The sequence below is a fragment of the Paracoccus salipaludis genome, from assembly GCF_002287065.1.
In the GTDB taxonomy this organism is placed as follows: domain Bacteria; phylum Pseudomonadota; class Alphaproteobacteria; order Rhodobacterales; family Rhodobacteraceae; genus Paracoccus; species Paracoccus salipaludis.
In genome coordinates, this window is sequence record NZ_NSJZ01000002.1 from 254,313 (window position 1) to 274,613 (window position 20,301).

Sequence of the window (20,301 nt, forward strand, 5' to 3'; positions counted from 1 at the left end):
GATCGCGCGACCCTTCGGCTTCTTTCTCACCCAAATACCCCCGCCGGAGGCCAGGCCGGGCACCGCCCGGCCTTTCCGGTCACACGTGGATCGCGCCGTCGCCGCAGGCGAGCGCCGCCTCGCGCACCGCCTCGCTGACCGTGGGATGGGCGTGGCAGGTAAGCGCCAGGTCCTGCGCGGCCGCGCCGAACTCCATCGCCACGCAGACCTCGTGGATGATCTCGCCCGCGCCGGGGCCGATGATGTGGCAGCCCAGGATGCGGTCGGTGTCCGCGTCCGCGATCAGCTTCACGAAGCCTTCCGCCTGCAGCATCGCCTTGGCGCGCGCGTTGCCCATCAGGGGGAACTTGCCGACCTTGACCTTGCGGCCCGAGGCCTTGGCGCCTTCCTCGGTCAGGCCCACGGCCGCGACCTCGGGCGTCGTGTAGATCACGCCGGGGATCACGTCGTAGTTCACATGGCCCTGCTTGCCGGCAATGATCTCGGCCACGGCCATGCCCTCGTCCTCGGCCTTGTGGGCCAGCATCGGGCCCGGCACCGCATCGCCGATGGCGTAGACGCCCGGCACGCTGGTGGCGAAGTGGCTGTCGATGGCGATCTGCCCGCGATCCGTCAGGGTGACACCCAGCGCATCAAGGCCCAGGCCGTCGTGATACGGACGGCGGCCCGTGGCGACCAGCACCACGTCGGCGTCAAGCGTCTGGGCGTCGCCGCCCTTCTTCGGGCTGTAGGTGACGGTGGCGCGGCCGTCTGCGACCTCAACCCCCGAGACGGCGGCGCCGAGGATGAACTTGAGCCCCTGCTTGGACAGGATGCGCTGGAACTGCTTCTGCACCTCGCCGTCCATGCCGGGGGTGATGGCGTCCAGGTATTCCACCACCGTGACATCGGTGCCGAGGCGGCTGTAGACCGAGCCGAGTTCCAGCCCGATCACGCCCGCGCCGATCACGACCATGGTCTGCGGGATCTTCTTCAGCGCCAGCGCGCCGGTGGAATCGACCACGATGCCCGCGTCGTTGTCCACCTCGACGCCCTTCAGCGAGGTCGCGGCCGAGCCCGAGGCGATGACGATGTTCTTCGTCTCGTAGGTCTGGTCGCCCACCTGGACCTTGCCCGCGGCCGGGATGGTGGCCCAGCCCTTGAGCCAGTCGATCTTGTTCTTCTTGAACAGGAACTCGATGCCCTTGGTGTTGGTGCCCACGGTCTCGGCCTTGTAGGCCTGCATCCGGTCCCAGTCGATGTCGGCATGGGCGTTCATCAGGCCCATCTTGGCGAAGTTCTCGTGCATCTCGTGGGCCATGTGGCTCGCGTGCAGCAGCGCCTTCGAGGGGATGCAGCCGACGTTCAGGCAGGTGCCGCCCAGCGTCTCGCGCCCCTCGACGCAGGCGACCTTCAGGCCCAGCTGCGCGGCGCGGATGGCGCAGACATAGCCCCCGGGGCCGGCGCCGATCACGATCAGATCATACATGACATCGTCCTTTGTTCTTGGCCGCCGGACCGGGGCTTCGCGCCCCCATCGTCGTGGACGACGATCCCGCGGGATATTTGCGACCGCCCGGACTCAGAAGAGCGCGGTCAGGATCATCAGCATCGTGGCGAGAAACCCCACCCCGAAGATCAGCGAGCGCCAGGGCGACCAGCCGAGCGCATAGGCCGGGACATAAAGGACGCGGGCGAACAGGTAGAGCCAGGCGCAGGTGGCGGTCAGGCCACCGTTCGACTGGGTGAACTGGACCAGGACGACGGCGATGGTGAAGAAGGCCAGCGCCTCGAAATGGTTGTTCACCGCGCGCCGCAGCCGCCCCGTCCGGGGCGAGAACTGCGGCTCGGCGTCGCGGGGGCCGGCGTTCCACCCGCTCAGCCCGTCCCGGCCCATCGACCAGCCGGCAAGCCCGATCTGGATCGCCTGCAGGATCGCGGCGAGGCCCAGGACCACCAGTTCGGGCGAGGGTGGGATCATGCCGTCTGCACCACGTGATAGTCCGCGTCCTGCACGCCGGCGCGACCATTCAAGACCTGCGCCGCGCCTTGCAGGTAGTCCAGCGCGCGCTTGCCGTCCGCGACCTGATACAGCACCCAGACCCGTCCCGTCCCCTCGCGCCAGATCTGCAGCACCGACAGCGAGGCGTTGCCGCGGTCCTCGGCATCCGCGTCGAACTCGGCCCGGAACTGGGCATAGTCGGCGATGTCGTAGCGGGCGATGATCTGGTTGGTCATGGGTATGGTCCTTTCTTCGGAACGGGGCGTTCAGCGGTCCGAACGCCCCGGACCGGATCAGAGGTCCATCAGCAGGCGGCGGGGATCCTCCAGCGCTTCCTTGACGCGCACGAGGAAGGTCACCGCGCCCTTGCCGTCCACGATGCGGTGGTCGTAGCTGAGCGCCAGGTACATCATCGGGCGGATCACGATCTGGCCGCCGACCACGACCGGGCGGTCCTGGATCTTGTGCATCCCCAGGATGCCCGACTGCGGCGGGTTCAGGATCGGCGAGGACATCAGCGAGCCGTAGACGCCGCCGTTCGAGATGGTGAAGGTGCCGCCCTGCATGTCGGCCATGGTCAGCTTGCCGTCACGGGCGCGGACGCCCAGCTCGGCGATCTCCTTCTCGATGCCGGCGAAGGACTTCTGGTCGGCATCGCGCACGACAGGGACCACGAGGCCGCTGGGCGTGCCGACCGCGACGCCCATGTGGACGAAGTTCTTGTAGACGATGTCGCCGCCGTCGATCTCGGCGTTGACCTCGGGCACTTCCTTCAGCGCGTGGCAGCAGGCCTTCACGAAGAAGGACATGAAGCCCAGCTTCACCTTGTGCTTCTTCTCGAACTGGTCCTTGTAGGCGTTCCGCAGGTCCATCACGCCCGACATGTCCACCTCGTTGTAGGTGGTCAGGATCGCGGCGGTGTTCTGGGCGTCCTTCAGGCGGCGGGCGATGGTCGCGCGCAGGCGGGTCATCTTGACCCGTTCCTCGCGGCGCGCATCCTCGGCCGAGGAGGGCGCGCGGGGCGCGGGCGCAGGCTGGGGCGCCTCGGTCCGCTGGGGCGCGGGCGCGGGGGCCTGCGCGGCGCGGGCCACGTCTTCCTTCATCACGCGGCCGTCGCGGCCCGAGCCCTGGACCTGGTCGCGGCTGACGCCGGCCTCGGCCATGGCCTTGCGGGCCGAGGGCGCGTCCTCGATGTCGGTGCGGCCCGCACCCTCGCGGGGGGTCATCTGCTCGGGGCCGGCGCCGGGCGAGTTCACCTCGTCGGCCTTCTCGATCCGCTTGTCGGGGTCCACCACGGGCGCGTCGCCCGGACCCGCGCCGCCGGTCGAGCCGCCCGAAGCGCCGCCCTCGGTGATCAGCGCAAGGCGGGCCTTGGCGTCAACGGTGGAGCCTTCCCCGGCCAGGATCTCGGTCAGGACACCCGAGGCAGGGCTGGGCACCTCGACCGACACCTTGTCGGTTTCCAGTTCGCACAGCATCTCGTCCTGACGGACGGTGTCGCCCACCTTCTTGAACCAGGTGGCGACCGTCGCCTCGGTCACGCTTTCGCCGAGCGTCGGCACCATCACGTCAACCTTGTTTCCCGCCATCTTCGGCTTTCCCCCGTCTGCGGTCTTGTCCTGGGCGGGCTGGGCCGCCGCCGTTGCATTGTCGCGCGGGGCGGCTGCCGCCCCGCCTTCGGTGATCTGCGCCAGAAGCGCGTTGGGTCCCACCGTCTCGCCCTCGGGCGCCACGATCTCGGCCAGGATGCCGGCGGCGGGCGAGGGGACCTCGACCGTCACCTTGTCGGTTTCCAGCTCGCACAGCATCTCGTCCACGGCCACGGCGTCGCCGGGCTTCTTGAACCAGGTGGCGATGGTGGCCTCGCTGACGCTTTCGCCCAGCGCGGGCACTCGGACTTCGGTCGTCATCTCAGGCTCCGATCGTGATGGCGTCGTGCACCAGCGCGTCCTGTTCCGCCTTGTGGCGGCTGGCCAGGCCCGTGGCGACCGAGGCCTGGGCCACGCGGCCGACATAGCGCGCGCGCGTGTGGCTGGCGCCCACGCGGTTCAGGACCCACTCGAGGTTCGGCTCGACGAAGCTCCAGGCGCCCTGGTTCTTGGGCTCTTCCTGGCACCAGACGATCTCGGCCCCCTTGAAGCGTTCCAGCTCCTTGGACATCGACTGCGCGGGGAAGGGATAGAACTGTTCCAGCCGCAGCAGATAGACGTCCTTGGCCCCCGCCTCGTTCCGGGCGGCCAGAAGGTCGTAATAGACCTTGCCCGAGCAGATCACGACGCGGCGAATCTGGTCGTCGGGGGCCAGCTGGAAGTCCACCTTGCCGCGGTCCGCGTCGTCATGCAGCACGCGGTGGAAGGTCGAGCCCGTCTGGAACTCGTCCGCCGTCGAGACCGCCTGCGGATGGCGCAGCAGCGACTTGGGCGTCATCAGGATCAGCGGCTTGCGGAAGCCCCGGTGCAGCTGGCGGCGCAGGATGTGGAAGTAGTTGGCCGGGGTCGTCAGGTTGGCGACGATCCAGTTGTCCTCGGCCGACATCTGCAACCAGCGCTCCAGCCGGGCCGAGGAGTGTTCCGGTCCCTGGCCCTCGAAGCCGTGGGGCATCAGGACGACCAGGCCCGACATCCGCAGCCATTTCTTCTCGCCCGACGAGATGAACTGGTCGAACATGATCTGCGCGCCGTTGGCGAAGTCGCCGAACTGGGCTTCCCACAGCGTCAGCGCGTTCGGCTCGGCCATGGAATAGCCGTATTCGAAGCCCAGCACCGCGTATTCCGACAGCATCGAGTCGATGACCTCATACCGCGCCTGTCCGTCGCGGATGTGGTTCAGCGGGTAATGCCGGTCCTCGGTGGTCTGGTCGATGAAGGCCGAATGGCGCTGGCTGAAGGTGCCGCGCGTGGAATCCTGGCCCGCCAGGCGGACCGGATGCCCTTCGACCAGCAGCGAGCCGAAGGCCAGCGCCTCGCCCGTGGCCCAGTCGAAGCCGCGCCCGGTCTCGAACATGGCGCGCTTGCTGTCCAGCAGGCGGCTCACCGTCCTGTGCAGGTCGAAGCCCTCGGGCACGCGGGTCAGGGCCGCGCCCACCTGCGCCATCGTCTCGGGCGAGATGCCGGTCTCGCCGGGGTGATATTCGGACCCTTCGGGCTTGAGGCCCGACCACTTGCCGTCCAGCCAGTCGGCCTTGTTCGGCTTGAAGGTCTTGCCCAGCTCGAATTCCTCGTTGAGCGTCGCCTGGAAGGCGGCCTTCATGTCCTCGATCTCGCCCTCGGGGATCAGGCCGTCCTTGACCAGCCGCTCGGTGTACAGCTGCAGCGTCGTCTTGTGGCCCTTGATGTGCTTGTACATCGTCGGGTTGGTGAACATCGGCTCGTCGCCTTCGTTGTGACCGAAGCGGCGATAGCAGAAGATGTCGATGACCACGTCCTTGTGGAACTGCTGGCGGAACTCGGTCGCGACCTTGGCGGCATGGACCACGGCCTCGGGGTCGTCGCCGTTCACGTGGAAGATCGGCGCCTCGACCATCAGGGCGATGTCGGTCGGATAGGGCGAGGTCCGGCTGAAATGCGGGGCCGTGGTGAAGCCGATCTGGTTGTTGACGATGATGTGGATCGTCCCGCCCGTGCGGTGGCCGCGGATGCCCGACAGCTGCAGGCATTCCGCCACCACGCCCTGGCCCGCGAAGGCCGCGTCGCCGTGCAGCAGCACGGGGATGGCCGAGGTGCGGTCGGTGTGGTCGTTGTACTGGTCCTGCTTGGCGCGGACCTTGCCCAGCACCACCGGGTTCACGGCTTCCAGGTGCGAGGGGTTCGCCGTCAGCGACAGGTGGACGCTGTTGCCGTCGAACTCGCGGTCCGACGAGGCGCCGAGGTGGTATTTCACGTCGCCCGAGCCGTCCACGTCCTCGGGCTTGTAGCTGCCGCCCTGGAATTCGTGGAAGATCGCGCGGAAGGGCTTGCCCATCACGTTGGCCAGCACCGACAGGCGGCCCCGGTGGGGCATCCCGATGACGACCTCTTTCGCGCCCAGCGCGCCGCCGCGCTTGATGATCTGCTCCATCGCCGGGATCAGCGCCTCGCCGCCGTCAAGGCCGAAGCGCTTGGTGCCCATGTATTTCACATGGAGGAACTTCTCGAAGCCCTCGGCCTCGACCAGCTTGTTCAGGATCGCCTTGCGGCCTTCCTGGGTGAAGGCGATCTCCTTCCCGTAGCCCTCGATGCGTTCCTTCAGCCAGGCGGCCTGCTCGGGGTCCGAGATGTGCATGAACTGCAGCGCGAAGGTGCCGCAATAGGTGCGCTTCATCAGTTCGGTGATCTGGCGGATCGACGCGACCTGAAGGCCCAGCACGTTGTCGATGAAGATCGGCCGGTCCATGTCCGAGGCGGTGAAGCCGTAGGTCGCCGGGTCAAGCTCGCCCAGGGGCGGCATCTCGCGCATCCCCAGCGGGTCGAGGTCGGCGTGCAGGTGCCCGCGGATGCGATAGGCGCGGATCAGCATGATCGCCCGGACGCTGTCCAGCACGGCGCGCTGAAGCTGTTCGTCCGACAGCGACACGCCCTTTTCGTCGGCCTTGGCGGTGATCTTCTTGATCGCGGCCTTCGCCTCGGCCTGCGAGGCCATCGGCCATTCGCCCGTCAGCGCAGCGGTGTTCTCGTCCGCGGGCATCGGCGGCCAGTCGGGGCGCGCCCAGCTTGCGCCCTGGGCACCCCGCGCGGCGGTCGCCTGCGCCTCGCCCAGGCTGCGGAAGTATTCGTCCCAGGCGTGGTCCACGGCGGCCGGATCCTTCGCCCACTGACCGTAGAGCTGTTCCACATAGGCCGCGTTCGCCCCCTGCAGGAAGGACGTGTCGCGGAAGGCGGAGTTCGGGGATTGATCGTTCATGACGGACACCTGACCATATGGCCTTGTGAAAAGGGCAGGGGCCTCGCGCCGCGCCCGGGGAAAGTCTTGCCGCCCCTACCTAAGCAGGGACGGCCCGTTATCAACAGCCTTACCGGCCCATGGCCTTCAGCACCGCCTCGCCCAAGCCCGCGGGGCTATCGGCGACGATGATGCCGGCGGCCTTCATCGCGGCGATCTTGGATTCCGCGTCGCCCTTGCCGCCCGAGACGATGGCGCCGGCATGGCCCATGCGGCGGCCGGGGGGCGCGGTGCGGCCCGCGATGAAGCCGGCGGTCGGCTTCCAGCGGCCGCGCTTCTTCTCGTCGGCCAGGAACTGCGCCGCGTCTTCCTCGGCCGCGCCGCCGATCTCGCCGATCATGATGATGGCGTCGGTCTCGTCGTCGGCCAGGAACATTTCCAGCACGTCGATGTGCTCCATCCCCTTGATCGGGTCGCCGCCAATGCCGACGGCCGAGGACTGGCCGAGGCCCACGTCCGAGGTCTGCTTGACCGCCTCATAGGTCAGCGTGCCCGAGCGCGAGACCACGCCCACGCGGCCGCGCTTGAAGATCGAACCCGGCATGATGCCGATCTTGCATTCGTCGGGCGTCATGATGCCGGGGCAGTTCGGCCCGATCAGGCGCGAGGACGAGCCTTCCAGCGCGCGCTTGACCTTCATCATGTCCAGCACCGGAATGCCTTCCGTGATGCAGACGATCAGCGGCACCTGCGCGTCGATCGCCTCAAGGATCGAGTCCGCCGCGAAGGGCGGGGGGACGTAGATGACCGAGGCATTCGCGCCGGTCTTCTCGACGGCCTCATGAACCGAGTTGAAGACGGGCAGGTCCAGATGCGTCGTGCCGCCCTTTCCGGGGGTCACGCCGCCGACCATCTGCGTGCCATAGGCAATCGCCTGCTCGGTGTGGAAGGTCCCCTGCGAGCCGGTGATGCCCTGCGTGATGACCTTGGTGTTCTTGTCGACGAGAATGGCCATAGTGGCTTTCCTTGATCAGCGTTTCTGTCGGGCGTCCGAGGCGGCCCGTGATTTCATTGTGCGGCGATCGCGCGTTTCAGCGCGACCGTCACAACTGGCGGGTTCATCGTCACCATCAGCGAGGCAGGAGGAGGAAACCCCGGCGCAACCCATTGCATTGCGGAACCTTCGGGAATGCTCTCGCCCTGCCAGCGACCACCAAGCGCAATCGGCTCAGCGCTCAGCAGGTCAGGTGCCCGTTCTGCCACAAGTGCGGGTAGATCTGTATAGGCGCCAGCCGTTGGGTTCAGGACCTCCAGCGTGCAGGCGAGCAGTCGCCCTTGCGGCAGGGTGCTGGCGGTAATCGTCATTGATGCCGGGCTACCCTTCTCCGTCAGCTCAGGCACAAAGCCGCTCCACATTGCGAGCTTTCCGTCGGCCGTGACAACTCCCCGGGAATCCGGAATTACGGGTGCATTCAGAGAGGCCGGGTCTGCGGCCGCTGCGTCGCAGGCGGCGGCCAAGCGTTCCAGCCACACGGCTGTCGGGGCCTGTGCCACCGATGCCGTGGAGCCGAAGGTCAGCGCGACCCCCGTTATCAGAGAGACGGGAAGACGACCGAGACCCAGTGTCATCCTCAGCCCCGCACCGCCTTCACGATCTTCTCGGCCGCGTCCGACAGGTCGTCCGCCGGGATCACGTTCAGGCCGCTGTCACGGATGATCTGCTTGCCGAGGTCCACGTTCGTGCCCTCAAGCCGCACGACCAGCGGGACCTGCAGGCCGACTTCCTTCACCGCGGCGATGATGCCTTCCGCGATGATGTCGCAGCGCATGATGCCGCCAAAGATGTTGACCAGGATGCCCTTCACGTTCGGGTCCGAGGTGATGATCTTGAAGGCCTCGGTGACCTTTTCCTTGGACGCGCCGCCGCCGACGTCCAGGAAGTTGGCCGGCTCCGCGCCGTACAGCTTGATGATGTCCATCGTCGCCATCGCAAGCCCGGCGCCGTTCACCATGCAGCCGATCTCGCCGTCCAGCGCGATGTAGTTCAGGTCGTATTTCGAGGCTTCGAGTTCCTTGGGGTCTTCCTCGGTCTCGTCGCGCAGCGCCATCACGTCCTTCTGGCGATACAGCGCGTTGTTGTCGAAGCTGACCTTGGCGTCCAGAACCTTGATCTGACCCTGCTCGGTCACGATCAGCGGGTTGATCTCCAGCATCTCCATGTCGCGCTCGACGAAGGCCTTGTAGAGGATCTTCACCAGCGCCACGCACTGCTTCACCTGATCGCCGGTCAGGCCCAGCGCGAAGGCCACGCGGCGGCCGTGGAAGTCCGACAGGCCCGAGGCGGGATCGACCGAGAAGGACACGATCTTCTCGGGGGTCGAGGCCGCGACTTCCTCGATGTCCATGCCGCCTTCGGTCGAGGCGACGAAGCTGATGCGCGAGGTCGAGCGGTCCACCAGCAGCGCCAGATACAGCTCGCGCGCGATGTCCGAGCCGTCTTCCAGGTAGATGCGGTTCACCTGCTTGCCGGCCGGGCCGGTCTGGTGGGTGACCAGCGTCGAGCCGAGCATCTGGCGGACGTTCTCGATCACGTCCTCGATCGACTTGGCCAGGCGGACGCCGCCCTTCTCGCCGGCTTCGGCTTCCTTGAACCGGCCCTTGCCGCGGCCGCCCGCGTGGATCTGCGACTTGACGACCCAGAGCGGGCCCGGCAGTTCGCGGGCCTTCGCCTCGGCTTCGTCGGCGGACAGGACCGCGCGGCCCTCGGACACCGGGGCGCCGTATTGCTTCAGCAGCGCCTTGGCCTGGTATTCGTGGATGTTCATGGGAACCTCGCAAGGAAACTGGGGTTCCTGTGCCAGAACGCGCGTGCAAAGCAAAGCCGCGCGTTCAGCTTTTGGTGCATGGCCATGCTTTTTGCAGGTTCCGTGATCACAGGCCGCCGGCGTGTGATCACACTGTTGATGTACCTTTGCATGCCGTGCTTCGGGCAGGCGGTCTCCGTCCGTCCGCACCAAGGGAAAGGGCCGCCCCGGAAGGGGCGGCCCTAAGCCTCGGACGGGGATGCCGCGCCTTACGCCAGGGTGCTGTCGATGCCCTTGCAGGCCTCGACCAGGCCCTTCACCGCGTCGATCGACTTCTGCATCATCGCCTGCTCTTCGGCGTTCATGTCGATGGCGATGACCTTCTCAATGCCGCCCGCGCCGATCACCGTCGGGACGCCGACATACATGCCGTCAAGCCCGTAGGCCCCTTGGACATAGGCCGCGCAGGGCAGCACGCGCTTCTGGTCCTTGAGATAGGCTTCCGCCATCTCGATGGCCGAGGTCGCGGGCGCGTAGAAGGCCGAGCCGGTCTTGAGCAGGCCGACGATCTCGGCGCCGCCGTCGCGGGTGCGCTGGACGATGGCGTCAAGCTTCTCCTGCGTGGTCCAGCCCATCTTCACGAGGTCGGGCAGGGGGATGCCGCCGATGGTCGAATAGCGGACCAGCGGGACCATGGTGTCGCCGTGGCCGCCCAGAACGAAGGCCGTCACGTCTCGCATCGAGACGCCGAATTCCAGCGACAGGAAGTGGCGGAAGCGGGCCGAGTCCAGCACGCCGGCCATGCCCACGACCTTCTCGTGCGGCAGGCCCGAGAACTCGCGCAGCGCCCAGACCATCGCGTCCAGCGGGTTGGTGATGCAGATGACGAATGCGTTCGGTGCATGGGCCTTGATGCCCTCGCCCACGGATTTCATGACCTTGAGGTTGATGCCCAGCAGGTCGTCGCGGCTCATACCCGGCTTGCGCGGCACGCCGGCGGTCACGATGCAGACGTCGGCGCCCGCGATGTCGGCATAATCGTTGGTGCCCTTGAAGGACCCGTCGAAGCCCTCGGACGGGCCGGATTCCGCGATGTCCAGCGCCTTGCCCTGGGGCGTGCCCTCGGCGATGTCGAACAGGACGACGTCGCCGAGTTCCTTGATGGCGGCAAGGTGCGCCAGCGTGCCGCCGATCTGGCCGGCGCCGATGAGGGCGATCTTGGGACGGGCCATGGAGTCCTCCGTTTGGCTGATGGATTGCGGTGGCGATAGACCCTTGCCCCCCACCGCGCAAGGCGTAGACCGGGCGCGCGCGGCGGTGTTTGCGCTAAAAGGCAAGGCAATCGGGGGCGGGACAGGTGGAACTGACAACAGCGGGCTGGCTGCTGCTGGCGCTGGCTTCGGCGCTGGTGGGACTGGCCAAGGGCGGGCTGGCGATGGTGGGGATGCTGGCGGTGCCGATCCTGTCGCTGGCCATGTCGCCGGTGCAGGCGGCGGGCGTGCTGCTGCCGGTCTATGTGGTGTCCGACATCTTCGGGCTGATCGCCTATCGCCGCCACTGGGACCGGCGCGTGCTGGCGACGCTGCTGCCCGGGTCCATCGCGGGGATCGCGCTGGGCTGGGCCACGGCCAGCCTGGTGGACGACGCGGCGGTGGGCGGCATCGTGGGCGTCATCGGGGCAAGCTTCGCCGCCCTGACGCTGCTGCGTCCGCCCGCGCCGGACGCGGCGCCGGGCCGGCCCGGCTGGACGCGGGGCACCGGCTGGGGCCTCATCACGGGCTACACCAGCTTCGTCAGCCACTCGGGGGCGCCGCCCTACCAGATCTATGTCCAGCCGCTGCGGCTGGGCAAGGAAACCTATGCGGGGACCGTCACGGTCTATTTCGCGGTGGTGAACGCGGTGAAGCTGATCCCCTATGCGGCGCTGGGCCAGCTCGGGGCGCAGAACCTGGGAAAGGCGGCGGCCATGATCCCAGTCGCGGCGCTCAGCGTGGGGGCGGGGGTCTGGCTGGTGCGGCGCATCCCGCAGCGCGCCTTCTACCTGTTCATCACCTGGGCGCTGCTGGCGGTGTCGCTGAAGCTGATCGCCGACGCGGTGATGTGAGGCCGGGCCCGCACGGCGGCGGGCCCGGCCACGCGGATCATTCCTGTTCTTCGTCCTCGTCGTCCAGGTCGTCGGGCGACTCGCCCGCCGCCATCGGATTGGCGCGGTCCTCGGCGATCTCGGACAGAAGCTCGTCGGCGGCCTCTTCCTGTTCCAGGATGTCGTTCATCAGGTCGGCGACCTGGTCCAGGCCCAGCAGTTCCGCATAGGCGCGCAGGCTGCCGTAGCGGGCGATCTCGTAATGCTCGACCGCCTGGCAGGAGAAGATGATGGCCGCGTCGCCCGCCGCCGTTCCGCCAAAGTCCTGCAGCAGCGAATCGCCCTCCTTGAGGATGCCGTCCATCGCGTCGCATTTCTCGGACCGGGGCTTTTCGCCCATCGCCTCGAAGGCTTCCTCGAGCATGGTGATCTGCTCGGCGGTTTCCTCAAGGTGGCGTTCCAGGCCGCGCTTGAGTTCCTCGTCCTGGGCCGCCGCGATCATCTTGGGCAGGGCCTTCTGGATGCGCGCCTCGGCGTAATACATGTCCTCGAGCCCATGCTTGAGCAGGTCGGTCAGTCCCATCTCTTCACTCGCCATGTGTTGTCCTTTCGAGGTTGTGCGGAGCAGGTCATCGGACGTGGAAAGCCCGACGAAGGCGGTCGGGTTCCACTAACAAACTCTAACGGCCGGCACGGAACGCCCTTGCCGAGGGCAGGGCGAGTGGGCACTCATCGCGGGGACTTTTTTCAAGCAGGAGAGCTTGCCGCCATGTCGCGCCCCTACCGCTCGGTCCTCTACATTCCCGCGGCCAACCAGCGTGCGATGGAAAAGGCGCGAACGCTTGCCGCCGACGCGATCATCTTCGACCTCGAGGACGCGGTGGCCCCGGCCGAGAAGGCCGGCGCGCGCGAGCTGCTGAAGGCGGCGCTGGCGCAGGATTACGGCGGGCGGGCGCGGATCGTGCGCATCAACGGCTTCGACACCGAATGGGGCCGGGACGACGCGGCGGCCTTCGCCACCGGCGCGGACGCGGTGCTGGTGCCCAAGGTCAGCCACCCCGGGGACCTGGACGCGGTCGCGGCCATCGTGCCGGACACGCCGCTGTGGGCGATGATGGAAACCGCGCTGGGAATGCTGAACGCCGCCGCCATCGCGGCGCATCCCCGCCTTCAGGGCATGGTGATGGGGACCAACGACCTTGCCAAGGAACTGGGCAGCCGCAACCGCCCCGACCGGCTGGCGATGCAGGCGGGCCTCGGGCTCTGCCTGCTGGCGGCGCGCGCGCATGGGCGGGTGATCGTGGACGGGGTCTTCAACGCCTTCAAGGACGACGAGGGCCTGCGCGCCGAATGCGAGCAGGGCCGCGACATGGGCTTTGACGGCAAGACCCTGATCCACCCCGCGCAGCTTGACATCGCCAACGCCGCCTTTGCGCCGACCGAGGCCGAGGTGGACCTGTCCCGCCGCCAGATCGAGGCCTACGAGGCCGCCATCGCGGAAGGCAAGGCGGTCGCCGTGGTGGACGGCCGCATCGTCGAGAACCTGCATGTCGAGACAGCACGCCGCACCCTGGCGAAGGCGCAGGCGATTGCCGCCCTGGCGGGCTGATGGCAGGGTGGCGCGAAACCGCATGAAGGATGCCCTCGCATGATCCTGCTGATCCTCGGTGTCGCGCTCTGGTGGGGGGCGCATCTCTACAAGCGCATCGCCCCTCATCCCGGGCCGGACAACCGGCGCAAGGGCATCGTCACCGTGGCGCTGGTCCTGTCGGTGATCCTGATGACGGTCGGCTACAAGCGGGCCGACGTGACGATGTGGTGGGCTGCCGGCCCGGCGCTGAAGGGGATCAACAACCTGCTGGTGCTGGTGGGCTTCTTCCTGTTCGCCTCGGCCGGGATAAAGAACCGCATCGGCACCCAGATGCGGCACCCGCAGCTGACGGGCTTCGCGCTGTGGGCCTTCGCGCATCTGCTGGTGAACGGCGACCTGCCGTCCTTTGTGCTGTTCGGCGGGCTGCTTCTGTGGGCGCTGGTCGAGATGGCCGTCATCAACCGCGCCGAGCCGAACTGGGTGCGCCCGCCGCACCAGACCGTGATGCGCAAGGAAGTCATGGCCGCCGTCGGCGCCGTGGCCGCCTATCTGGTCGTCGGCCTGATCCACGCTTGGCTCGGCTACAACCCGTTCGGAGCCTGAGGATGCCCCAGATCTACCGCCTGCTGACCGAGGACGACACCTCGGCCTTCTGCCACAAGGTCAGCCTCGCGCTGTCGAAGGGCTGGGCGCTGCACGGCGCGCCCTCGATCGCCTTCGACCCGACCCGCGGCATCATGCGCTGCGCCCAGGCGGTCACGAAGGAGATCGAGGCCGACTATCACCCCGACATGAAGCTGGGCGAGCAGTGAGGACCATGGCGACCAAGACCAACGCAGGCCGTTTCTTCGAGGATTACCGCATCGGCGAGGTGATCCCCCACGCCGTCCCCCGCACGCTTTCGGGCGGCGAGCGGGCGCTGTATCACGCGCTCTACCCCGCGCGGCACGCGCTGCATTCCTCGGACGACTTCGCGCGGGCCTGCGGGCTGGCCGCCTCGCCGCTGGATGACCTGATCGCCTTCCACACGGTCTTCGGCAAGACGGTCCCGGACGTGTCGCTGAACGCGGTGGCGAACCTGGGCTATGCCGAGGGGCGCTGGCTGGAACCCGTCTGGCCCGGCGACACCCTTCGCGCGGAATCCGAGGTGATCGGGCTCAAGCAGAACTCGAACGGGGCTTCGGGGAACGTTTATGTCCGCACGCGCGGGCTGAACCAGCGCGACGTGCCGGTGCTGGAATATGTCCGCTGGGTGATGGTGCGCAAGCGCGACGCCGCCAGCCCCGCGCCCGACGAGGTGGTGCCCAGGCTCGACCGCGTGGTGCTGCCGCAGGCGCTGGTGATCCCCGACGGGCTCGACTTCAGCGACTACGACTTTACCCTTGCCGGAGAGCCGCACCGCTGGGGCGACTACCAGGTGGGCGAGGTCATCGACCACGTGGATGCCGTGACGGTGGAAGAGGCCGAGCACATGCTCGCCACCCGGCTGTGGCAGAACACGGCCAAGGTCCACTTCGACGCGACCTTCCGCGAGGACGGCAAGCGCCTGATCTATGGCGGCCATGTCATCAGCCTGGCCCGCGCGCTCAGCTTCAACGGGCTGGCCAATGCCCAGCTGATCGTGGCGCTGAATGCGGGCGCCCACGCCAACCCCTGCTTTGCGGGCGACACCGTGCGCGCCTGGTCAGAGGTGCTGGACCGCGCGCCGACCAACGCCCCCGGCGTGGGCGCCGTCCGGCTGCGGCTGGTCGCCCACAAGGGCCCGGCGGGCGACCTGACGCTGAAGCGCGAGGACGGCCGCTATGCGCCGCATGTGCTGCTCGATCTCGACTACTGGGCGCTGATGCCGCTGTGAGGCGGAGGCTTGCCCCGGCGGCCCTGGCCGTCGGGCTGGTGGTCCTGGCCGCGACCTATGCGGGCGCGCTGCACCCGGCGGGCGACTCGCTGGGGGTGGGACGGCCGTTCCTGGCGGCGCTGCTGGTGGTGGCCGGGCTGGTCATCCGGGGAGGGATGGGCTGGGCGGCCGTTGCGGGCGGGCTGCTGGCGCTGGCGCCGGTCCTGTGGGCCATGCGGCCGATCGAGGCCCCGGGGCAGGGGATCATCGTCTACCAGAAGAACCTGCTTTATTCCGTTGACGATCCTTCGGAAATCGCGGCCGACATCCAAGACAGCGGGACCGATGTGGCGCTGTTGCAGGAACTGAGTGCGCAGAACGGCGCACTGAGAAAGATGCTGGCCGAGGTGCTGCCGCACCAGGGGGTCTGTCCCTCGAACACGCCCGGCACGGTGGCGATCCTGTCGCGCTGGCCCTTCGAGGGCGATCTGCATTGTGCGACCGGGGTAGGGCTTGCGTGGGTGCAACTGATGCTGCCGCAGGGACAGGCGGCTGTCGTGTCGCTGCACCTGGACTGGCCCTGGCCGCAGGGCCAGCCGGAACAGGTCGCGCAACTGCTGCCCCGGCTGCGCGAGGTGCCGCGCCCCGTGATCCTCGCGGGCGACTTCAACGCCATGCCGTGGTCGCAGACGGTCGCCAGCATCGCCGAGGCGACCGGCACGCACCGCGCGGGCCCCCTGCGGCCCAGCTTCTCGCTGCTGGGTCTGCCGATCACCATCGACCATGTGCTTGCCCCGGAAGGCTGGACGGCCGTCACCGCGATGCGTCCGCGCCTCGGATCTGACCACCGCGGGCAGAGGGCGGTGCTGGCTCCGTGACTTTGTGATCACTGTCTCGCGGCTTGTGATCACGATTGGCGCTAACAGCGCGAAAGCCTGCCCGGGACTTGAACAATCCCGTGACAGCGACGAAAGGATGGCTAGAGAGACTCCGATTTCAAGCCAGCCCGCGCGCCAGCTTGGCCCGCGCTTTTCGGACAGGAGCGCCCATGGCAGACATCCCCCGCGGCAACCGCCCGCTTTCGCCTCACCTGAGCGTCTATCGCCTGCCGATGGCGGCGGTCACCTCGATCATGACCCGCATCACCGGGCAGGCCCTGCTGGCCGGGCTTCTGCTGATCGTCTGGTGGCTGGTCGCGGCTGCGACCGGGCCCCGCGCCTTCGCCACCGCCGATTGGGTGGTGCGCAGCTGGATCGGCTACCTGGTGCTGCTCGGCTCGGCCTGGGCGCTGTGGTTCCACTTCCTGTCCGGCATCCGGCACCTGTGCTATGACTCGGGCCTGCTGCTGACCCGCGACGACGCGCAGCGCGCAAGCTGGGTGCTGATCATCGGCTCGGTGGTGCTGACGCTCATCACCGTCATCCTGTTCGCGTTCTGAGGAACCGTCCCATGCGCTACATCACCCCCCGCAAGGCCGCCCGGGGCCTCGGCGCCGCCGGTCCCAGCACGGGCACCGCGCAGCACTGGTCCATGACCGTGACCTCGGTCGCGCTGCTGATCCTGACGCCCGCCTTCATCTTCGTCGTCGCCACGGCCCTGGGCCTGCCGCATCACGCGGTGTTCGCCTATTTCAGCCGTCCCTATCCGGCGATCGTCACCGCGCTGTTCCTGATCGTGGGGATGCTCCACTACATCAACGGCACCCGCATCATGATCGACGACTATGCCGATCACACCGAGCGCCGCGTCGCCATCATCGCCTCGCAGCTGTTCGGCTGGGCGGTGATCGCCGCCGCCGTCTATGCGCTGGCGCGCATGGCGCTGTCCCCCGTGGTCGCGCCCGTCGCCGCCGTCGTCGTCAACTGAGGTTTCCATGTCCGCTTACGAATATCAGACGCACGACTATGACGTGGTGGTGGTTGGCGCGGGCGGCGCGGGCCTGCGCGCCACCCTCGGCATGGCCGAGCAGGGCTTCCGCACCGCCTGCGTGACCAAGGTCTTCCCGACGCGCAGCCACACCGTCGCGGCCCAGGGCGGCATCGCCGCCTCGCTGTCGAACATGGGCCCCGACAACTGGCAGTGGCACCTTTACGACACCGTGAAGGGGTCCGACTGGCTGGGCGACACCGACGCGATGGAATACCTCGCGCGCAGCGCCCCCGCCGCGGTCTATGAGCTGGAACACTACGGCGTGCCCTTCTCGCGCACCGAGGAAGGCAAGATCTACCAGCGTCCCTTCGGCGGCCACACGACCGAGTTCGGCGAAGGCCCGCCCGTCCAGCGCACCTGCGCCGCCGCCGACCGCACCGGCCACGCCATCCTGCACACGCTGTATGGGCAAAGCCTCAAGGAAAAGGCCGAGTTCTTCATCGAGTACTTCGCGCTCGACCTGATCATCACGGACGGGGCCTGCACGGGCGTCGTCTGCTGGAAGCTGGACGACGGCACGATCCACGTCTTCAACGCCAAGATGGTGGTGCTGGCGACCGGCGGCTATGGCCGCGCCTATTTCAGCGCGACCTCGGCCCACAGCTGCACCGGCGACGGCGGCGGCATGGTGGCCCGCGCGGGCCTTCCCCTGCAGGACATGGAGTTCGTGCAGTTCCACCCGACCGGCATCTACGGCTCGGGCTGCCTCATCACCGAAGGGGCGCGGGGCGAGGGCGGCTACCTGACCAACTCGGAAGGCGAGCGGTTCATGGAGCGCTATGCGCCCACCTACAAGGATCTCGCCTCTCGCGACGTGGTCAGCCGCTGCATGACCATGGAGATCCGCGAAGGCCGCGGCGTGGGCGAGCAGAAGGACCACATCTTCCTGCATCTGTCGCACCTGCCCCCCGAAACGCTGCACGAACGTCTGCCGGGCATCAGCGAATCCGCCAAGATCTTCGCGGGCGTCGATGTCACGCGCGAACCGATCCCGGTGCTGCCGACCGTCCATTACAACATGGGCGGCATCCCCACGAACTACTGGGGCGAGGTGCTGGCCCCCGAGCAGGGCAACCCCGACCGCGTCTTCCCCGGCCTGATGGCGGTGGGCGAGGCGGGCTGCGCTTCGGTCCACGGGGCGAACCGCCTGGGGTCGAACAGCCTGATCGACCTTGTGGTCTTCGGCCGCGCCGCCGCGATCCGGGCCGGCGACGTCATCGACCGCGCCAGCGCGATCCCCTCGACCAACAAGGCCGAGGTCGAGCGCGCGCTCGACCGCTTCGACTCGCTGCGCCACGCCCAGGGCGGCACGCCCACGGCGGTGCTGCGCGACCGGATGCAGCGCACGATGCAGTCGGACGCGGCGGTGTTCCGCACCGACAAGACGCTGGCCGAGGGCGTGGACAAGATGCGCGAGATCGCGCTGGGCCTGGATGACCTGCGCGTCACCGACCGCAGCCTGATCTGGAACAGCGACCTGATGGAAACGCTGGAGCTGACGAACCTGATGCCGAACGCGCTGGCGACCATCGTCGCCGCCGAAGCGCGCAAGGAATCGCGCGGGGCGCACGCGCACGAGGACTACCCCGAGCGGGATGACGCCAACTGGCGCAAGCATTCGCTTGCGTGGGTCGATGGAAATGACGTCAAACTCGCCTATCGGCCCGTCCACCTCGAGCCTTTGACGAAGCACGAGGACGGCGGGATCGATCCAAAGAAGATCGCACCGAAAGCGAGGGTCTACTGATGCGTCTTTCCGTTCTCCCCGTCCTGGCCGTGGCCGCCGCGCTGGCGGGCTGCGTGGCGGTTCCGCCGCCTGCCGTCGCCCCCGGGCCCGTCGTCGTGGCGCCGCCCGCCGGTGGCGCGGTCGTCGTGACGCCACCCACGGCCACGCCGAACAATGCGGCCGCCCGCCAGGTCATCAACGCCGAGATGGCGCGCCGCCTGCCGGGCCGCAACGTCGGGCCGCTGACCGACTGCGTCGTGTCGAACGCGACCATGGCGGAACTGGCCGACATCGCGGCGCAGCAGGGCCAGCCGGGTGCGGCGGGCGCGGTGGCCTCGGTCGTGTCGCGTCCCGCGACCTCGCAGTGCATCGCCCGGGCGGCGACCGCCTGATGATCGCCCGCGCGCATCCCGCCCTCGCGGCGCTGCTTTCGCTGGGCACGGGGGTCGCGGCCTGCGGGCCGGTCCCCGTGGACCAGGCGGAACGCAGCTGCCTCAGGGATGCGCGCGACGCCACGGCCCCGCGCAGCGAGGTTGCACTGGGCGTGGGCACCGACGGGGATGACGTGGGGGTGCTGGCGGGCTTCAGCGTCTCGGTGTCCTCGGACTACATCAGGGGCCGCGACCCGGCGGTGGTGTTCCACGACTGCGTCGTGCGGCGCTCGGGCCAGGTGCCGACCCGTCCCCTGCACGAGCAGCCGGGCTACAGGAGCTGAACATGCCGGACAGCCGCATCCCCCGCCCTGACGGCGCCCCCATGGGCCTGGTGCGGGCCCATCTGGCGACCTTTCCGGGCCGCGCAGGCATCTTCCGGCAGGTGGTGAAGGCCATCCTGCCGCAGGTGGACCGGCTGGTTATCGTCTTCAACGAGATGGATCAGGCGCCCGCCGACTTGCAGGCCGATCCCCGCATCGAGGCGATCACCACCGACCGCGACACCAAGGATCTGGGTCGGTTCCTTGTCCGTCCCCAGCCCGACGACATCGTTTTCCTGATCGACGACGACATCGCCTATCCGGCCGACTACGTGGCCCGCTCGATCGAGCGGGCGACCGCGATCGGCTGGGAGGGCAATGTCTTCGGCTATGCCGCTTCGGATTTTCGGCACGGCGGCGAAGGCGAGCGCGGCTGGCGCCGGATCCGTCCCGACGCCGCCCTGCCGCAGCCCCTGGGCGTGCGGATGCTGGGCACCGGCACCGTTCTGGCACGCGGCGACGCGATCCCCGCGATCAGCGGCATGGCGCCCTATCTCGGCCATGCCGACGTGGGATTCGCCCTGCTGAACCACCGCGCGGGCCGCCGCGCCTGGGCGCTGCCGCGGGAAAGCCGCTGGCTGGCGGACCTGCCGGGGAAAGGGCAGGAGGGCCTGTCCCTCAGCCGCAGGGAGCCTTCGCTGCCCGTGGTGGCGGGCATCCGCGAACTCATCGACGGAAGGCCGGAGCACGCTGACCAACCGCAACAGCCTGCCGTCTCACGATCCTGATCGGGACGCAGGTA

General features: G+C 68.4%; 22 protein-coding genes. 12 read left to right on the forward strand and 10 right to left on the reverse strand.

Annotation, left to right across the window (positions count from 1 at the left end):
• Positions 1–79: 79 nt before the first annotated feature.
• The 9 genes from lpdA to mdh form a co-directional block, all read right to left on the reverse strand.
• Positions 80–1,468 (reverse strand): dihydrolipoyl dehydrogenase, encoded by a 1,389-nt coding sequence (gene lpdA, locus CK240_RS03895; protein ID WP_095639016.1) that lies wholly within the window; start codon positions 1,466–1,468, stop codon positions 80–82.
• Between the two features lie 93 nt (positions 1,469–1,561).
• A complete protein-coding gene (locus tag CK240_RS03900) occupies positions 1,562–1,960 on the reverse strand; it encodes an MAPEG family protein (protein WP_095639017.1) in 399 nt (132 codons plus the stop codon).
• Entirely contained in the window at positions 1,957–2,217 is a 261-nt protein-coding gene (locus CK240_RS03905) for a hypothetical protein (RefSeq protein ID WP_095639018.1), read from the reverse strand. The genes CK240_RS03900 and CK240_RS03905 overlap by 4 nt, the downstream gene beginning before the upstream one ends.
• Positions 2,218–2,274: 57 nt before the next feature.
• Positions 2,275–3,891 (reverse strand): 2-oxoglutarate dehydrogenase complex dihydrolipoyllysine-residue succinyltransferase, encoded by a 1,617-nt coding sequence (odhB, locus tag CK240_RS03910; protein ID WP_095639019.1) that lies wholly within the window; start codon positions 3,889–3,891, stop codon positions 2,275–2,277.
• 1 nt (position 3,892) lies between these two features.
• Complete coding sequence (locus tag CK240_RS03915; protein ID WP_095639020.1) at positions 3,893–6,859, reverse strand: 2-oxoglutarate dehydrogenase E1 component; 2,967 nt, start codon at positions 6,857–6,859, stop codon at positions 3,893–3,895.
• 109 nt (positions 6,860–6,968) lie between these two features.
• Positions 6,969–7,853, reverse strand: a complete 885-nt coding sequence (sucD, locus tag CK240_RS03920; RefSeq protein ID WP_095639021.1) for a succinate--CoA ligase subunit alpha — start codon at positions 7,851–7,853, stop codon at positions 6,969–6,971.
• A gap of 53 nt (positions 7,854–7,906) precedes the next feature.
• Entirely contained in the window at positions 7,907–8,467 is a 561-nt protein-coding gene (locus tag CK240_RS18160) for a hypothetical protein (protein WP_135058788.1), read from the reverse strand.
• Between the two features lie 2 nt (positions 8,468–8,469).
• Positions 8,470–9,663, reverse strand: coding sequence for an ADP-forming succinate--CoA ligase subunit beta (sucC, locus tag CK240_RS03925; RefSeq protein WP_095639022.1), 1,194 nt, complete (start codon positions 9,661–9,663; stop codon positions 8,470–8,472).
• Positions 9,664–9,911: 248 nt separating this feature from the next.
• Positions 9,912–10,874, reverse strand: a complete 963-nt coding sequence (gene mdh, locus CK240_RS03930) for a malate dehydrogenase (RefSeq protein WP_095639023.1) — start codon at positions 10,872–10,874, stop codon at positions 9,912–9,914.
• A 131-nt stretch (positions 10,875–11,005) separates the two neighbouring features.
• On the opposite strand from mdh, the gene CK240_RS03935 reads away from it, so the two are divergent.
• On the forward strand, positions 11,006–11,746 hold the full coding sequence (locus CK240_RS03935) for a sulfite exporter TauE/SafE family protein (protein WP_095639243.1): 741 nt from the start codon (positions 11,006–11,008) through the stop codon (positions 11,744–11,746).
• Positions 11,747–11,783: 37 nt separating this feature from the next.
• Here the strand turns inward: CK240_RS03935 and CK240_RS03940 are convergent, their stop codons facing one another.
• A complete protein-coding gene (locus CK240_RS03940) occupies positions 11,784–12,323 on the reverse strand; it encodes a YciE/YciF ferroxidase family protein (RefSeq protein ID WP_095639024.1) in 540 nt (179 codons plus the stop codon).
• A 171-nt stretch (positions 12,324–12,494) separates the two neighbouring features.
• Here CK240_RS03940 and CK240_RS03945 point away from each other — a divergent pair, with 171 nt between their 5' ends.
• The 11 genes from CK240_RS03945 to CK240_RS03995 all read left to right on the forward strand — a co-directional run bounded on the left by CK240_RS03945 (position 12,495) and on the right by CK240_RS03995 (position 20,287).
• Positions 12,495–13,334, forward strand: a complete 840-nt coding sequence (locus CK240_RS03945; protein WP_095639025.1) for an HpcH/HpaI aldolase/citrate lyase family protein — start codon at positions 12,495–12,497, stop codon at positions 13,332–13,334.
• A gap of 39 nt (positions 13,335–13,373) precedes the next feature.
• Entirely contained in the window at positions 13,374–13,919 is a 546-nt protein-coding gene (locus tag CK240_RS03950) for an NnrU family protein (RefSeq protein WP_095639026.1), read from the forward strand.
• A gap of 2 nt (positions 13,920–13,921) precedes the next feature.
• A complete protein-coding gene (locus CK240_RS03955; RefSeq protein WP_095639027.1) occupies positions 13,922–14,128 on the forward strand; it encodes a DUF1737 domain-containing protein in 207 nt (68 codons plus the stop codon).
• A gap of 5 nt (positions 14,129–14,133) precedes the next feature.
• Positions 14,134–15,171 carry a MaoC family dehydratase gene (locus CK240_RS03960; protein ID WP_095639028.1) on the forward strand — a complete coding sequence of 346 codons (1,038 nt, stop codon included), beginning with the start codon at positions 14,134–14,136 and terminating at the stop codon, positions 15,169–15,171.
• Complete coding sequence (locus CK240_RS03965; protein ID WP_095639029.1) at positions 15,168–16,028, forward strand: endonuclease/exonuclease/phosphatase family protein; 861 nt, start codon at positions 15,168–15,170, stop codon at positions 16,026–16,028. The genes CK240_RS03960 and CK240_RS03965 overlap by 4 nt, the downstream gene beginning before the upstream one ends.
• 170 nt (positions 16,029–16,198) lie before the next feature.
• A complete protein-coding gene (gene sdhC, locus CK240_RS03970) occupies positions 16,199–16,588 on the forward strand; it encodes a succinate dehydrogenase, cytochrome b556 subunit (RefSeq protein WP_095639030.1) in 390 nt (129 codons plus the stop codon).
• Positions 16,589–16,599: 11 nt separating this feature from the next.
• A complete protein-coding gene (locus CK240_RS03975; protein WP_095639031.1) occupies positions 16,600–17,016 on the forward strand; it encodes a succinate dehydrogenase, hydrophobic membrane anchor protein in 417 nt (138 codons plus the stop codon).
• 7 nt (positions 17,017–17,023) lie between these two features.
• Complete coding sequence (gene sdhA, locus CK240_RS03980) at positions 17,024–18,826, forward strand: succinate dehydrogenase flavoprotein subunit (protein WP_095639032.1); 1,803 nt, start codon at positions 17,024–17,026, stop codon at positions 18,824–18,826.
• A complete protein-coding gene (locus tag CK240_RS03985; protein ID WP_095639033.1) occupies positions 18,826–19,197 on the forward strand; it encodes a hypothetical protein in 372 nt (123 codons plus the stop codon). Before sdhA ends, CK240_RS03985 begins: the two co-directional genes overlap by 1 nt.
• A complete protein-coding gene (locus CK240_RS03990; protein WP_095639244.1) occupies positions 19,197–19,520 on the forward strand; it encodes a hypothetical protein in 324 nt (107 codons plus the stop codon). Before CK240_RS03985 ends, CK240_RS03990 begins: the two co-directional genes overlap by 1 nt.
• A 2-nt stretch (positions 19,521–19,522) precedes the next feature.
• On the forward strand, positions 19,523–20,287 hold the full coding sequence (locus tag CK240_RS03995; RefSeq protein ID WP_095639034.1) for a hypothetical protein: 765 nt from the start codon (positions 19,523–19,525) through the stop codon (positions 20,285–20,287).
• The last annotated feature ends 14 nt before the right edge of the window (positions 20,288–20,301 follow it).